Annotated in this window: 15 protein-coding genes; all 15 read right to left on the bottom strand. The window is 66.5% G+C overall.

Going from position 1 to position 13,959, the window contains the following annotated elements:
- Window positions 1–79 precede the first annotated feature (79 nt).
- Window positions 80–580, bottom strand: a complete 501-nt coding sequence (gene ruvC, locus Q0693_RS05360; RefSeq protein ID WP_243031945.1) for a crossover junction endodeoxyribonuclease RuvC — start codon at window positions 578–580, stop codon at window positions 80–82.
- Window positions 581–592: 12 nt separating this feature from the next.
- The gene (ftsZ, locus tag Q0693_RS05355) at window positions 593–1,648 is read right to left on the bottom strand and encodes a cell division protein FtsZ (protein ID WP_298629768.1); all 1,056 of its coding nucleotides are present in this window, start codon (window positions 1,646–1,648) and stop codon (window positions 593–595) included.
- Between the two features lie 26 nt (window positions 1,649–1,674).
- A complete protein-coding gene (gene ftsA, locus Q0693_RS05350) occupies window positions 1,675–2,919 on the bottom strand; it encodes a cell division protein FtsA (protein WP_298629766.1) in 1,245 nt (414 codons plus the stop codon).
- Window positions 2,916–3,500, bottom strand: coding sequence for an FtsQ-type POTRA domain-containing protein (locus Q0693_RS05345; protein WP_298629764.1), 585 nt, complete (start codon window positions 3,498–3,500; stop codon window positions 2,916–2,918). The genes ftsA and Q0693_RS05345 overlap by 4 nt, the downstream gene beginning before the upstream one ends.
- Window positions 3,501–3,533: 33 nt before the next feature.
- Window positions 3,534–4,331 carry a UDP-N-acetylmuramate dehydrogenase gene (locus Q0693_RS05340; protein WP_298629762.1) on the bottom strand — a complete coding sequence of 266 codons (798 nt, stop codon included), beginning with the start codon at window positions 4,329–4,331 and terminating at the stop codon, window positions 3,534–3,536.
- Window positions 4,306–5,661, bottom strand: coding sequence for a UDP-N-acetylmuramate--L-alanine ligase (gene murC, locus Q0693_RS05335; protein ID WP_298629760.1), 1,356 nt, complete (start codon window positions 5,659–5,661; stop codon window positions 4,306–4,308). Before murC ends, Q0693_RS05340 begins: the two co-directional genes overlap by 26 nt.
- Entirely contained in the window at window positions 5,658–6,677 is a 1,020-nt protein-coding gene (locus Q0693_RS05330) for a glycosyltransferase (RefSeq protein WP_298629758.1), read from the bottom strand. The genes murC and Q0693_RS05330 overlap by 4 nt, the downstream gene beginning before the upstream one ends.
- Window positions 6,665–7,723 (bottom strand): FtsW/RodA/SpoVE family cell cycle protein, encoded by a 1,059-nt coding sequence (locus tag Q0693_RS05325; RefSeq protein ID WP_298629756.1) that lies wholly within the window; start codon window positions 7,721–7,723, stop codon window positions 6,665–6,667. The genes Q0693_RS05330 and Q0693_RS05325 overlap by 13 nt, the downstream gene beginning before the upstream one ends.
- A complete protein-coding gene (locus Q0693_RS05320) occupies window positions 7,702–8,955 on the bottom strand; it encodes a Mur ligase family protein (protein ID WP_298629754.1) in 1,254 nt (417 codons plus the stop codon). The genes Q0693_RS05325 and Q0693_RS05320 overlap by 22 nt, the downstream gene beginning before the upstream one ends.
- Entirely contained in the window at window positions 8,952–9,806 is an 855-nt protein-coding gene (locus Q0693_RS05315; RefSeq protein ID WP_298629752.1) for a phospho-N-acetylmuramoyl-pentapeptide-transferase, read from the bottom strand. The genes Q0693_RS05320 and Q0693_RS05315 overlap by 4 nt, the downstream gene beginning before the upstream one ends.
- Complete coding sequence (locus Q0693_RS05310; protein ID WP_243032017.1) at window positions 9,797–10,504, bottom strand: hypothetical protein; 708 nt, start codon at window positions 10,502–10,504, stop codon at window positions 9,797–9,799. Before Q0693_RS05310 ends, Q0693_RS05315 begins: the two co-directional genes overlap by 10 nt.
- The gene (gene murF, locus Q0693_RS05305) at window positions 10,492–11,778 is read right to left on the bottom strand and encodes a UDP-N-acetylmuramoyl-tripeptide--D-alanyl-D-alanine ligase (RefSeq protein ID WP_298629749.1); all 1,287 of its coding nucleotides are present in this window, start codon (window positions 11,776–11,778) and stop codon (window positions 10,492–10,494) included. Before murF ends, Q0693_RS05310 begins: the two co-directional genes overlap by 13 nt.
- A gap of 7 nt (window positions 11,779–11,785) precedes the next feature.
- A complete protein-coding gene (locus Q0693_RS05300; protein WP_298629770.1) occupies window positions 11,786–13,105 on the bottom strand; it encodes a penicillin-binding transpeptidase domain-containing protein in 1,320 nt (439 codons plus the stop codon).
- A complete protein-coding gene (locus Q0693_RS05295; RefSeq protein ID WP_243032025.1) occupies window positions 13,102–13,365 on the bottom strand; it encodes a hypothetical protein in 264 nt (87 codons plus the stop codon). Before Q0693_RS05295 ends, Q0693_RS05300 begins: the two co-directional genes overlap by 4 nt.
- Window positions 13,365–13,959 (bottom strand): 16S rRNA (cytosine(1402)-N(4))-methyltransferase RsmH (gene rsmH / locus Q0693_RS05290; RefSeq protein WP_298629746.1); only part of this gene is annotated, 595 nt, incomplete at its 5' end. The genes Q0693_RS05295 and rsmH, both read right to left, overlap by 1 nt.

Raw genomic sequence — 13,959 nt, 5'->3', positions numbered from 1 at the left:
GGCCGCACAATCTTTGTCCAAGCTACAAGTGGCTTGCGCGCCCTTTCTCTTAGGGAAGGGGTAGAGGACTTTTGCCGGGTCAAAGGGGCTTGGCGGCCTGCATCTTGGCGTAGAAGGCGTGGGTTAAGGCGATGGCCAAAGCATCCGCTAGGTGGCTGGGTTTGGGGGCTTCCTTAAGGCCTAGGATGCCCCGCACCATCAGGGCCACCTCCTCCTTCCCCGCATGCCCATGTCCGGCCAGGGCCTGCTTCACCTGCATGGGGCCATAGGCGTAGACGGGAACCCGGGCCGCAAAGGCCGCCACCAGCACCGCCCCCAGGGCCCAGCCCACCTTGTAGGCCAGCTCGTTTTGCCGGTAGAAGTACTGCTCCTCCACCGCCAGGGCCTGGGGGTGGAAGCGCATGAGGGCCTCCATCACCCGGGCGTGGATGCGGCCCACCCGTTCCTGGGCGGGTTCCTCGTGGGAGGTCCGCACCACCTCCCCGTGGAGGAGACGGGCCTTGAGGCTTCCCTTGGGCTCCACCTCCACCACCCCCAGGCCCAGATGGGTAATGCCGGGGTCTATGCCCAAAACCACCATGCCCTAGGGGCCCTAGTTGCCCTTTCTGGGAGGGTAATCCGCATCCCCGTAGCGGATGAAGGCGGGGATGTCAAAGTTGTAGGGGTCGGGGTGGGTGGGGAAGTCCACCGGCCTAAGGGGTTTGGGTACCACGGTGCTTTCCCCAAAGCCTGCGGCGATCAGGATCACCCTCAGCTCATCCTGGGCCCGTTCATCGTAGGTGACCCCATAGAGGATGTCCACATCCTCATTGCCCGTGGCCTCCCGCACCCGCTCCACCACCTCTGCGGCCTCCATAAGGGAGAGATCCTCTGAGCCCACCACATTGAGGAGAAGCCTTTTGGCGCCCTCAATGGAGCGTTCCAGGAGGGGGCTATGGGTGGCGGTCTTGGCGGCCTCCTCCACCCGGTTCTCTCCCCGACCTGCCCCAATGCCCATGAGCACCTGGCCCGCTCCCTCCAGCAGGGTTTTCACATCGGCGAAGTCCACGTTGATGAGACCCGGGAGGTTGATGACGTCGGTGATGCCCTTGACCCCGTGGTAGAGCACCCGGTCGGCGATGAGGAAGGCATCCCTTAGGGTCACCTTCTTGTCCACGGCGGCGAGGAGGCGGTCGTTTTGCACCACCACCATGGCATCCACCCGTTCCCTAAGGCGCCTGATCCCCTCTTCGGCGGCTTTTAGGCGCTTGGGGCCCTCAAAGCTAAAGGGCCGGGTGACCACGGCCACGGTGAGGGCCCCAAGCCTTTTGGCGATATCCGCCACCACCGGGGCGCTTCCGGTTCCCGTCCCGCCCCCCATGCCCGCGGTGATGAAGACCAGGTCGGCCCCGTCCAGGGCTTCGGCGATAAGGTCCTCGGCCTCGAGGGCCGCCTTCTCCCCAATCTCGGGGTTGGCTCCAGCCCCAAGGCCCCGGGTGAGCTTCTCCCCCAGCTGGATGCGCACGTCCGCCAGGCTTTTGGCCAGCACCTGGGCGTCGGTGTTGGCGGCGATGAACTCCACCCCCATGAGCCCCGCCTCAATCATGCGGTTCACCGCATTGTTCCCCGCTCCCCCGAGACCGATGACCTTGATAACGGCTCCTTCCATCTCTGCCTCCTCTTCCCAAAGCGCAATCAGAATAGGTTGTTCAGAATCTCCTTAATCCGTGCCCAAAGACCCTCGCCCTTGGCCTTATCCTCACGCTTTTCCCTTCTTTCCCTGGCCCTTCGGGGCTCGGGTGCGGGCATGGGCAAGGTGGTGGCGTAGCGGACCAGGCCCACGGCGGTGGCATGCCCAGGGGTGGCCACCACGTCGGTGAGGCCGGAAACCCCGTGGGGCTTGCCCACCCGTACGGGAAGGCTATACTGCTGCCGTGCCAGGAGGTCAAAGCCCTTAAGGAGAGCGCTACCTCCGGTGAGGATGACCCGATTCACCTTAATCTCCAAGGGCCCTAGGGCCTCGTCCACCGACTGGCGGGCCAGGTGCAGAATCTCCCGCAAACGGGGGCGGATGATCCGGGCCAGTTCGGGAGCGGGTACCTCGCCCAAGGACCCACCTTCCTGATTGATCTCCAGCACCAGTTCGGGATCCGCCAGTTCAGGCAAGGCGGCCCCGTACTTGCGCTTCACCCTTTCCGCCTCCTCAAAGGGGATCTTCAGGAGCTGGGCGATGTCCTGGGTCACGTGGTCCCCCCCCAGGGGCAGCACCGAGGAGTGGGCCAGACGGCCTTCGCGGAAGACGGCCACCTCGGTGGTGCCCCCGCCCACGTCCAGAAGAAGGACCGTCATGTGTTCCTCTTCGGGGCCTAGCACGCCTAGGCCGCTGGCCAGGGGTTGGGCCACCAGGGCCTCGATCTCCAGCCCAGCATCCTCCACCGCCCGGCGCAGGTTGGCCAAGGGCCCCCGGCCTGCGGCCACCAGGTGCACGTCCACCTCGAGGCGCACCCCGGCCATGCCCACGGGATCCCGGATCCCCTCCTGGCCGTCCACCTTAAACTCCAGGGGAAGGGCATGGAGGAGCTCCAGCTCGCTGTCAAAGGGATAGGCCTTGGCCTGCTCTATGGCCCGCTCCACATCGGCCATGCCGATGCTCTGGCCCCGGCGGATGGCGGCTAGGCCGTGGCTGGTCACGCTTTTCAGGTGCGGGCCCCCCACCCCGAGGATGACCCGCTCCACCTTGACCCCCGCCACCCGCTCCGCCTGGTGCACGCTTTGGCGGATGGCCTCCGTGGTGCGCTCCAGGTTAACCACCACGCCCCGCTTCAAGCCCTGGGAGGGCACGGTGCCCTCGCCGATGATGTCCAAAACGCCGTCGGGGGCCAGTTCCCCGATCACGGTGGTGACCTTGCTGGTGCCGACGTCCAATCCCGCGATAATCATGGGCTTTCACTCACCCCCCAAGAATACAGGTAAACCTTCCCCTTTGCTCGGCCCGCCTGGGCATACTCTACTAGAAGTCGAGCCTCCGGAGCAAAGGCCACGCCCTGCGGTGTTTCCACCCAAAACCCGGCGGGGGTGTAGCGCAGCCGGGTGGCCTCGGGGTAGGCGCGGGCCAGGGCCAGCAGGTCCTGGACGGGCAGGGGGCCTTGGCCCTCCACCTGGGGACCCTTGGCCACGGGGGCCCCTCCGGGAAGCACCGTCCCGTCGGTGGCCAGGGCGTTGCCGTCCGCCAGGGGCAGGAGGGGTTCCCGCTCCCTCAGGATCAGGCGGACCTCCCCTATCCGGGGCTTCTCCAGCCGGGCTTCCGCCACCCAGGGGTCCTGACGGAGGGCCTCCAGGCGGCCATTCCCCACCCAAAGCCAGGGTTCGCCGGCATAGAGCCGGGTGCGGGCCAGGATCTCCTCCCTTTGGAGGTGGCGGTTGCCTTCCACCTCCACCTTGTCCACGGGGAAGAGCACCAGGCTGGCCACGTAGAGGGTGGCGGCGAAAAGGGAGGCCAGCACAAGCTTCATCCTTACCATCCTAACCCCCCGGTGTGAAAAATCGGATAATGGTTACGGCCATACCTCCCACTCCAGCTCCAGGGGCAGTTCCTCCTGGATGCGCTTAAGGAGCTCCAGCACGTCCTTGGCGGTGGCTTGCCCTAGGTTAACGATAAAGTTTCCGTGTTCTAGGGATACCATGGCGTCGCCCACCCTTAAGCCCTTGAGCCCCCTCTCGTCGATGAGCCGGCCCGCGGAATGGCCCGGCGGGTTTTTAAAGGCGCAGCCGGCGCTTTTGCGCTTGGGTTGGCCTTTTCTGGCGGCGTCCACCTCGGCCATGCGCCGCCTTATCTCCTCCAAGGGGCGTTCCTGGAGCCTCAGGCGCACCCGGGTCACGATCCCTCCTTGGGGAAGGCGGCTTTGCCGGTAGCCGAAGCCCAGCTCCTCAGGGAGATAGATGTGGAAGCGGCCTTCGTGGAAGATCTCTACCGCTTCCAGGGCCTCCGCCATCTCCCCGAACCGGGTCCCCGCATTCATCTTGACCGCCCCTCCCACCTGGGCGGGGATGCCGAGGAGGCCCTCCAGGCCGGAAAGCCCTTGGCGGGCTGCTTCCTGCACCAAGAGGGGAAGGAGGACCCCCGCCCCCACCCAGCCTTTTAGGTCGTAGGTGGCAAACTCACCATCCAGACGGATGACCCTTTCCGGGACCCCTTCGTCCATCACCAGCAGGTTGGAGCCATTGCCTAGAATCCGGTAAGGGGCTTCCGTGGCCCGTAGGAGGTCCTCACGGGTCTCCACGGTCCAAAGCTCCGCTGGTCCCCCGATGCCCAGGGTGGTGTAATCCTTAAGAAGAACCCGTTCCACCCTCATGCGCAAGCCTCCAGGCTAGCTCGGTCACATCCCCGGCCCCCAGGGTAAGCCAAAGGTCCTTTGGGGTGGCGCTGGCTATGGCGTAGGCCAGGGCCTCCTCCTTTTCCAAGAAGCGGGCCTTCGTTCCCAAGAGGTGGAGGCGCTGGACAATCCTTTGGGAAAGTTCCTCGGGGGAGAGGCCCACCCTTTCCCCGGCGGTGTACACGGGAAGCACCACCACCTCCTCCGCCAGGGCCAGGGCCTCGGCGAAGTCCTGCCAAAGCTCCAGGGTACGCAGGAGGCGGTGGGGTTGGAAGAGGACCCGCACCCGCCGCCCCAAAAGCCTGGCCGCTTCCAAGGTGGCCCGTACCTCCGTGGGATGGTGGGCATAGTCGTCCACCACCCAGGCCCCCCCCACCTCCCCCACCTTTTGGAAGCGCCTTTCCACCCCGGGAAAGCGGGCCAGGCCCTCGAGGATAGCCCCCGGTTCCACCCCGAAGGCCAAGGCGGCCAAGGCCGCGGCCAGGGCGTTTTTCACGTTGTGCTGGCCGGGAACCTGCAGGCGAGCTTCCCCCAAGGCCTCTCCCCGGTAGACCAAGAGGAAGCGGCTCCCGTGGGGGCCAAGCTCCAGCCCCTCGGCCCAAAGATCCCCCCCTTCCCCGAAAAACCTTCGGGGAAGCCCTTGGGAAAGCCGGCGTAGCCTGGGGTCAAAACTGGGAAGGATGGCCAAGCGGGCCTTCTCCAGATAGCCCCGCATGGCCTTCTCCAACTCCTCCAGGCTTGCATGGTAGTTGGGGGCCCTTTGCCCGGGGGGAGCGATGTGGTCCGCCTCCAGGTTGGTGGCCACCGCGATCTCCACCCGCACCTCCCGGAAAAGGGGGTCGGACTCGTCCACCTCCGCCAGGCGGGGGCCAAGGCCGAAGCGGGCGTTGCCGGGAAGGAGGGAGAGCTCACCCCCGAGGAGCACCCAGGGGTCCAGCCCCGCAGCCAGGAGGATGCTGGCCAGCATTCCCGTGGTGGTGGTCTTGCCGTGGGTGCCGGTGACGCCCAAGGAGGGTTTTTGCCCCAGGAGATGGGCCAGAAGTTCCATCCTGCGCAACACCCCCATGCCCCTGCGCCGGGCCTCGGTCACCTCCGGGTGGTCCAGGGGAATGGGGGTGGGGACCACCAGGGTATCCTCCCCCTGGAGGTGGGCCGGATCATGGCCCCTATGGACCGGGACCCCCAGGCTCTCCGCCCGCCGGCCGGGAGCCAGGTCGCACCCGGTTACCTCTATGCCTTCCCCCAACAAGAGGCGGGCCAAGGCGCTCATGCCTACCCCCTCGAGGCCCATGATGTGTACCCGCTTCATAGGAACTCCTCCAACCAATCCGCCAGCCTGGCCGCCGCCCCCTCAGGGGAAAGCCGGGCCATGCCCTCCCGGTAGGGTTCGGGGTGGGCCAGGATCCTTTCCACCTGCTTGCCCAGCTGGGCCAGCTCTCCAAGCTCCGCCCCCCCCGCCTTTTGGTAGGCTTGGGCGTTGGCTACCTGGGCACCCCCGTCCAGGCTGGGGGAAAGGGGAAAGAGCAAGGCGGGTAGCCGGTGGTAAGCGGCCTCCGCCAGGGTGCCCGCCCCGGCCCGGGCGAGGAGGAGGTCGGCGGCGCTCATGGCCAGGGGAGCGTCCACGAAACCCGCGATCCGATAGCCCCCTGCTTCCAGGTGTCGGTAACGCTCCACCCAGCGCTCGCCCACCTGGTGGAGCACGGGAAGGCCCAGGGGCTTCAAGAGGGGCGGGAGCTTTTCGTTGAGTTCCAGGCTCCCTTGGCTTCCCCCCAGGACGAGGAGGAGGGGTTGGTCCTGGGGAAAGCCTAGCCGGGCCCTGGCCTCCCCTTTGGGGTAGCGCACCTCCCGCACGGGGTAGCCCGTGACCCGGGCCTTGCGGGCCAGCCTAAAGTCCAGGGGCACGGGCACGGATAGGGCCAGCCCCCGGGCCAGGGGCGCGAGGAGGCGGATGGCCAGACCTAGCTTGGCGTTTTGCTCGTGAAGGAGGACGGGAATCCCCTTGAGCTCCCCCACCATGGCCCCGGGAAACCCGGCGTACCCCCCCGTGGAGAGGATGGCATGGGGTTTTTTCTCGCCCAAAAGCCGCCAGGAGGCCTTGAGGCCTTGGAGGAGTCTCCAGGCTTCCTGGGGGCGAAGGGCGCTGCGGTCCAGCTTGCCTGTGGAAATCAGGGCGTGAGGAAGGGAGGTTTGCGGGAGGAGGCGGGCCTCGAGGCCCCCTTGGCTTCCCAGGTAGAAGACCTCCCGGCCCCGTTTCCTCAGCTCCTCCGCCACCGCCAAGGCGGGGAAAAGGTGTCCCCCGGTTCCACCCCCGGTCAGGAGGACCACGGCTCCACCCCCTTTCGCGGCGCTTCCCGGGCCAGGCGCATCATCACGCCCACGGCGAAGCCGGAAACCAAAAGGGAGCTTCCCCCATACGAGACCAGAGGAAGAGGAACCCCCGTGACCGGCAGAAAGCCTACGGTAACCCCGATGTTGAGGGCAGCCTGCAGGGTGAGGTAGAGGGTAAGGCCCAGGGCCACCAACCCCAGGGGTCCGGGGAGCCTAAGGGCCAGGGAAAGGCCCCGGGCGAAGAGGAGGAAGTAAAGCAAGAGGACCATGAGCCCTCCCAGCCAGCCGGTGGCGAAGACCACGCTGGCGAAGACCATGTCGTTGTGGGCCTCGGGCAGGTGGGGGAGGTTGCCGGAGGGGCCCTGGCCAAAGGGGCCGGCCAGGAGCAAGGCCTTCTGGGCCTGGAGGACTTGGTAGGCGGTCTGGGTGGGGTTGGCTTCTCCCTGAAGATAATCCAGGAAGCTGGTGAAGCGTTCGGAGACGTAGCGGAAGCGGGCTAAGTAAACCCCGGAAAAGGGGGCCAGGGCCAAGGCCCCTGCCAGGCTTACCATGATGAGCCGCCGCCAGGGCACCCCCGCCAGGATGAAGAGGAGGGCCCCCAAGGTGACCAGGAAAAGGGCGGTGGCAAAATCGGGTTCCACCAACACCAGGCCCGCGGTGAGGCCCACCAGGGCTGCGGCCCCCACGATGGGGTAGTCATTTCCCTTCCGCCCCACAAAGGAGGCCAGGTAGAAGACCAGGGCCACCTTGGCCAGTTCCGAGGGCTGGAAGTTCAAAGGCCCCAGGTCCAGCCACCGCCGCACCCCGCCCGGCCCGTTGCCCACCAAAAGGACCAGGAGGAGAAGGCCCAAGGTGGCCAGGAGGAGGAGGCGGGCGTGGCGAAGGAGCTTCTCAGGAGGCAGGACGAATCCCAAAGCCAGGGCAACTAGGGCCAGGGCGATGCGCAGAAGGTGGTTCGGGAGCAGGTCCGGCTCGGCCACCCCCACGCCCAGGAGGCCGAAGGCCAGGAGGAGAAGGGTGCTCAGGAGGAGGATGGGGTCCATGGCTCACCTCCCAGGGCGTAGACGGCCTCCCGGAAAGCCTGGGCGCGGTCCTGGTAGTCCTTGAACTGGTCAAAGCTGGCGGCTAGGGGGGCTAGGAGAACGCTCCCTTTGTCCAGGCGCTTGAGGGCTTCCGCCACCGCCCGTTCCATAGCCTTGCGGCCATCGGCCTCGAGGATGACCACCACCTCCACCCCGTCCCCCAAGGCTTGCGCCATCTTGGGACCATCCCGGCCGACGGCCAGCACCACCCGTACCCGGGAAAGCAAGGGGCGCAAGGGGCCTAGGTCCGCCCCCTTGTCCTCCCCCCCCAGGATCCAGGCAATGGGCGGGGGGGCGGCTTCCAGGGCCGCCTGGACGGCGGGGGTGCGGGTGGCGATGGAGTCATCGATAAAGACCACCTCTCCCTTGCGGGCGAAGGCCTGAAAGCGGTGGGGAGGGGAGGGAAGGGTCCTTAGGCTAGCCTTCAGGGCCTCCTCGTCCAAGGGCTTTCCCAGGAGTTCCAGGTAGGCCCGGGTGGCGGTGAGGGCTGCCCTCAGGTTGGTTTCCCTAGGGCTTCCTGCGGGCAGGAAGGGGTAGAGCCGGGCGGGGGAGGCCTCGGCCGCCTGGCGCACCCGGGGGTCTTCCTGGTTGTACACCAAGGCGTCCCCTGGGGTCAGGTTCTTGAGGAGGTTGAGCTTGGCCCGGTGGTAGGCTTCCAGGCTCCCGTGCCGGTCCAGGTGGTCCACCCCCAGGTTGAGGAGGACCGCCACCCGGGGGCGGAAGGCGTGGATCCTCTCCAGCTGGAAACTGGAAAGCTCGGCCACCGCCACCTCGGCTTCGTCCACCACGCTCACCAAGGGGGGGTCCACGTTGCCCCCCTCCAAGGCCTTCAGCCCTTGCCCTCTTAGGAGGTGGGCGGTGAAAAGCGTGGTGGAGGTTTTTCCGGCGGTGCCGGTGATGCCGATGATGGGGGTGGAAGAGAGGCGGTAGGCCAGCTCGGCCTCCCCCAGGATCCGGGCCCCGCGTTCCCCCAAGGCCCTCAGCCGGGGATGGGAAAGGGGTACCCCGGGGGCGGCCACCACCTCGCGGTAATCCCCTTCCAAGTCCCAGTCGGGGGTGAAGCCCAAGGCCATGGCCTCTTGGACCTCTTCTACCTTCGGGTGGTCGTCGTAAAAGCGGGCGGGAAGGCCCCGTCTTTTCAGGAAACCCAGCACCCCAAGCCCGCTTCGCCCAAGGCCGTAGACCAGGATCATGCCCCACCTCCCATGAAGGCCAAGGCGGTGGCCAAGGCGGTGAGGATGACAGAGCGGAAGACGATCTTGGCCTCCTCCCAGCCGGATAGCTCCAGGTGGTGGTGCAGGGGGCTCATGCGCAGAAGCCGCCTTCCCGTCTTGCGAAAGTAGAGGACCTGGACCACCACCGAGAGCACCTCCAATACGGGCACGATGGCCGCCAAGGGCAGGAGCCAAAGCTTCCCGCTCAGGGTGAAAAGCCCAGCCAGCATGGCCCCTAGGGCCTGGCTGCCGGTGTCCCCCATGAAGACCTTGGCCTTGGGGGCATTGTGCCAGAGGAACCCCAAAAGGCTCCCCAGGAGGGTTTGGGCGAAGGGGTAGGGGTAAAAGGGGAGGAGGAGGATGGCGGCCACGCTGGCCAAGAGCCCGTCCAGGCCGTCGGTGAAGTTGAAGGCATTGGCTGCGCCCACCACCGCCAGGAGGATGAGGAGCACGTCCAGGATGGGCCAAGGGGTGTAGGCCCCCTGCCGCACCGCCCAAAGGGCGAAGACCAGGGCCATGAGGGTTTGCAGGGCCAGCTTTTCCCGCGCCCGCAGGGGGCGGGCCAGGCTTCCCCCTAGGTCGTCCAGCAGTCCAAGAAGGGCAAAGCCCAAACCTAAGAGCCAAAGGCCAAGGAATCCATCCCTCCCCAGAAGCCAGTAGGCCAGGAAAGCGGCCAGGAGGAAGGCCACCCCTCCCATGCTGGGGGTACCCTCCTTGGCCAGATGGCTTTGGGGCCCATCCGCACGCACCTTCTTGCCTAGGCCCAGGCTTCTCATGAATACGATCCAAACCGCCGTGAAGAACCAGGAGAGGAGGAGGGCTAGGGCCATACCACCTCCTTGCAGGAGGCCGTCCGCATGCTGGGGACCAGGTAGAGGGTTTCCTCCCAGGTGGCGACATCTTGGGCTTCCGCCACCGGCTTGGCCCCCTCGGGCCGTACCACATAGACCCGGTTTCCTATAAGGGCTACCACCCCGCAGCTGCCTGCCTGGGCCTTGCGGGCGGGGTGGGGGAGGGAGAGCCTGTGCCCATCAGGATAGAAGTAGGCTTCCTCTCCCAGGGCCACCACCCGTCGCTCCCAGACCACCACTTGCTGGAAAGCGCCTTGCCTGAGGAGCTCCCCTTCGCGGTAGAGGCCGCCTTGTCCCACCCAGAATAGCCCTTCTTGCGTCCAGACCCCATCCCTTGCGGGATAGGGAAGGAGGTCTCCCTCCGCATACACCGCTTCCCCCAGACCCACCACCCCTTTCCCCCCCGAGGCCCTTAAAAAGCGGGGTACCCCGGGCAGGGGCAGGCTTTCCAAGCGGCCGTCCTGGTAGCGTAGGAGTTGGTAAGGGTAGGCGGCGTAAAGGCTGGTGGCGTCGGCATCCAGGAAGAGGGGAGGTCCTGGCAGGGCCACCTGGAACCGGCCCGTGACCAGACCCCCTTGGGCAAACCCTCCGGGATACGGCAGCACCGGGGGTAGGGCCTGCAAGGGGGCACAGGCGGGAAGCAGGGTTAGGGGAAGCAACGCCGTCAACCGTCCCATAGTTGCAAAAGCCTTTCCAAGCCCACACCTCTTGAGGCCTTCAGATAGACCAGGTCGCCGGGCTGTACCCTCTCCTTCAGCCACAGAAGGGCCTCCTCGAGGGTTTCCACCGCCTCGCCGCCCAGGGCCGCCTGGGCCTTGGCGTAGCTTCCCACGTAAAGGGGGCTAAGGCCCAGCCGCGAGGCTTCCTCGGCCACTTCCAGGTGGAGCTTCAGGGCTTGGTCACCCAGCTCCAGCATCTCCCCCAGCACCGCCCACTTGCGCCCAGGCTGGGCGGCAAGCCAGGCCAGCCCCGCCCGCACCGACAGGGGGTTGGCGTTGTAGGCGTCGTTTAAAAACACCACCCCGTCCTTCTCCCGCCGCTCCATCCGTCCAGGGGGGAGGACTAGGTGAGCGAGGCGCTCGGCCACTTCCTTGGTATCCTGGCCCAGGACCTCCGCCACCCCCAAGGCGGCCAAGGCGGCCAAGGCCGGGCCCATGCCGGGATAGGGCACCCGCACCTCCCAGGGGCCGTAGCGGAAACGGCTTTCCGTGGGGAGGAGGCGCAAGTCCTCTCCCCGGAAGGTGGCCTCGCCAAAGCCGTAAGTGGGGAGGCCCTGGTCCAGGCCAAAGCGGCCCAAAACCTCAACCGCTTGCAGGCTCACCACGGCCTGGGGAGCGGAGAGGAGGCCTACTTCCTCCCGCACCACCCCCTCGAGGCTGCCAAAGGCCAGAAGGTGTTCCTCCCCTAAGGCGGTAAGCACCGCAAGGTGTGGCTTGGCTAGGCCCATGAGCTCGGCCATTTCTCCCACCCGGTCCACCCCCAGCTCCACCACGCACCCCGGGGCCTTTGGGTCAAGCCCCAGGAAAAAACGGGCCAGGGGAGGGGCCGTGTTCTGGTTTCCCTGGGGCGCAGGGAGGCCGAGGGCCTGGGCGATGGCCTCCTTGGTGGTGGTTTTACCGGAGCTTCCCCCCACGGCCACCACCGTTCCCGGAAAGAGGTCCCGCAACCTTTCCCCGAGGGCCAAAAGGGCCCGGTAGGTGTCCTTTACCTCCACCGTGGCCGGCCCGGGTTGGTCGGAGAGGACCAGGTGGGCGCCTTTAGCCAGGGCTTCTTCCGCAAACACCCGGCCATGGGTGTTCCTTCCGGGTAACGCCACAAAAAGGCTTCCCGGCTGGACCTCCCGGCTGTCCCAACGGAGGTCGTGGACGGGTTTGCCGCCGGGGTGAAGCCTTCCCTTTGTGGCCCCGGCCACCCACTCCGGCGTTATTTCCCTAACATGATGTACATACACAAGCTACTCACCGCCCTTCAGCATAGGGGGGTACGCCGCGGTATGCCAAGAGTGCGGCGGCCACCTCCCGGAAGATGGGGGCCGCCACCTGGCTGCCGTGGACCTCCCCCTTGGGGTAGTGGATGGCCACCACCACGGTGTACAGGGGCTGGTCGCCGGGTACGAAACCGGCAAACCAGGCGGTAAAGACCTCCCGGGAATAGCGGCCGTTCACCACCACCTGGGCCGTGCCGGTTTTACCCGCCAGGGGATAGCCGGCAAGCTGGGCCCGGGGCGCAAGCCCCTCCTGTAGGGCCTGGCGGATGGCCCGAGCGGTGGCCTGGGAAAAGACCTGTTCGGACTTGGCTTCCTGGTGGGTAAAGAGCCGGGGGGAGCGGTAGGTGCCATCAACCAAGGCGTTAAAGGCGGCTGCCAGGTGCAAGGGGGTTACCAGGAAACCCTGGCCGAAGGTGTGGTTGGCGTAGGCGGCGGGGCTCCAGGCGTTAGGGGGGTTAACCACCGGAGCGGCCACCCTTACCCCGGGGAGGGGGGAGGGATCGGTGAGGTGGAGCCTCTCCATGTACCGGTAGAACACCTGCTTGGGTAGGGCCTCGGCCAGCAGGCTGATTCCCACGTTGGAGGAGTAACGAAGCACCTCGGCCAAGGTAAGGACCGGGGGATGGGGGACGACGTCCCGGATGGTCCATCCGTCCACCACCCGGTGCATGGGGGCCTCCACTCGGGTGGTGAGGCTGGCTGCTCCTTCCTCCAGCAGCATGGCAGCGGTAAGGGCCTTCATGGTGGAGCCCACCTCCAGGGGTACCAGGAAGGCGTGGTTTCGCCAGGAAACGTCCTTGGCCGGGTCCTTCCTGGGCGCTAGGGGGTCAAAGGCCGGCCCGTTGGCCACGGCCTTGAGATCGCCATTCCGGTCCATCACCAGCAGGGTGCCATAGGCCCCTCGGCTTCGCGCCAACCCTTCCCATAGCGCCCTTTCCGCCATGGCCTGGATCCAGGGGTCCAGGGTGAGGGTGAAGGAGCGGCCCGCCTCGAGGGCCGCGTTTAAGTCCCGCTCCAGCCCCTCCAAGCCCCGGCCCGAGCCCCGTTCCCCAAAGCCCAAAAGTTGGCTGGCGCTTGTCCCCAAGGGGTAGTAGCGCCCCTCCTTTAGGCTTAGGGCCAGGGGGGTACCGTCCTGGGCGTAGAGGGTACCCCTAACCACCGGGGTTGGCGGGGGAACCGTGAGGATCCTGGGGGGATGGGTTACCAGGCTGTAGAGCCCTAGGGCGAAGAGCACGAGCCAAAGGGCCAAGCCTAAAAAGACCCAGGATACGCGGCCTAGGCCTAGGGTCACCGCACCCACCTCCCCTCGCTCATGGGCAGGAATCCCTCTTTCTTAGCCCAGGAGAGCACCCGGTGGGGCTGGGTAGCTTGCCACCTTTCCTTGAGCAGGGCTTCCTCCTGGATGCCCAACTTGGCCAACTCCTCCTCCATCTTGGCCAGGTGGGCTTTTTCCAGCTGGTTGCGGTGGCCCAGGGCGAAGACCAAAAGGAGGGCCAGGAGGTAAAGGAGGCCGAAGCGCAGGGCTGTGGCTGGGCTTCCCTGGCGGCGCATCAGGCCACCTCCTTTTCCGCGGCCCTGAGCTTGGCGCTGCGGGACCGGGGGTTTCCGGCTATCTCTTCGGGGCTCGGAGTGATGGGCTTCTTGGTGAGCACTTTCAGGTGGCTTTCCTTCAGAAAGCGCTTTACCAGACGGTCTTCCAGGGAGTGGAAGGTAATGACCACCAGCCGTCCCCCAGGGGCCAGGACCTCCTCGGCTTGCCTGAGGAATTCCTCCAGCGCACCCAGCTCGTCGTTCACGTACATGCGAAGGGCTTGGAAGGTCTTACGGGCGGGGTGGCCGGCCTTGCGGAAGCCCACCGCCTGCCGCACGGTCTCGGCCAGCTCCAAGGTGGTGCGGATGGGGGTTTTTCGCCTTCTTTCCACGATGGCCTTGGCAATCCGGTAGGCCTGCTTCTCCTCCCCCAGGTCCCGCAGGATGCGGTGGAGGTCTTCCAAGGGCAGGGTATTCACCACCTCGTAGGCGGTGGGGCCTTCCTCCCCCATGCGCATGTCCAGGGGGCCTTCCTTCTGGTAGCTGAAGCCCCGCTTGGGATCCTCCAGGTGGAAGCTGCTTACCCCCAGATCCGCCAGGATGCCCGCCACCTGG

The organism is uncultured Thermus sp., assembly GCF_938010445.1.
GTDB lineage: Bacteria > Deinococcota > Deinococci > Deinococcales > Thermaceae > Thermus > Thermus altitudinis.
This window is presented reverse-complemented; position numbering and strand designations above follow the sequence as displayed.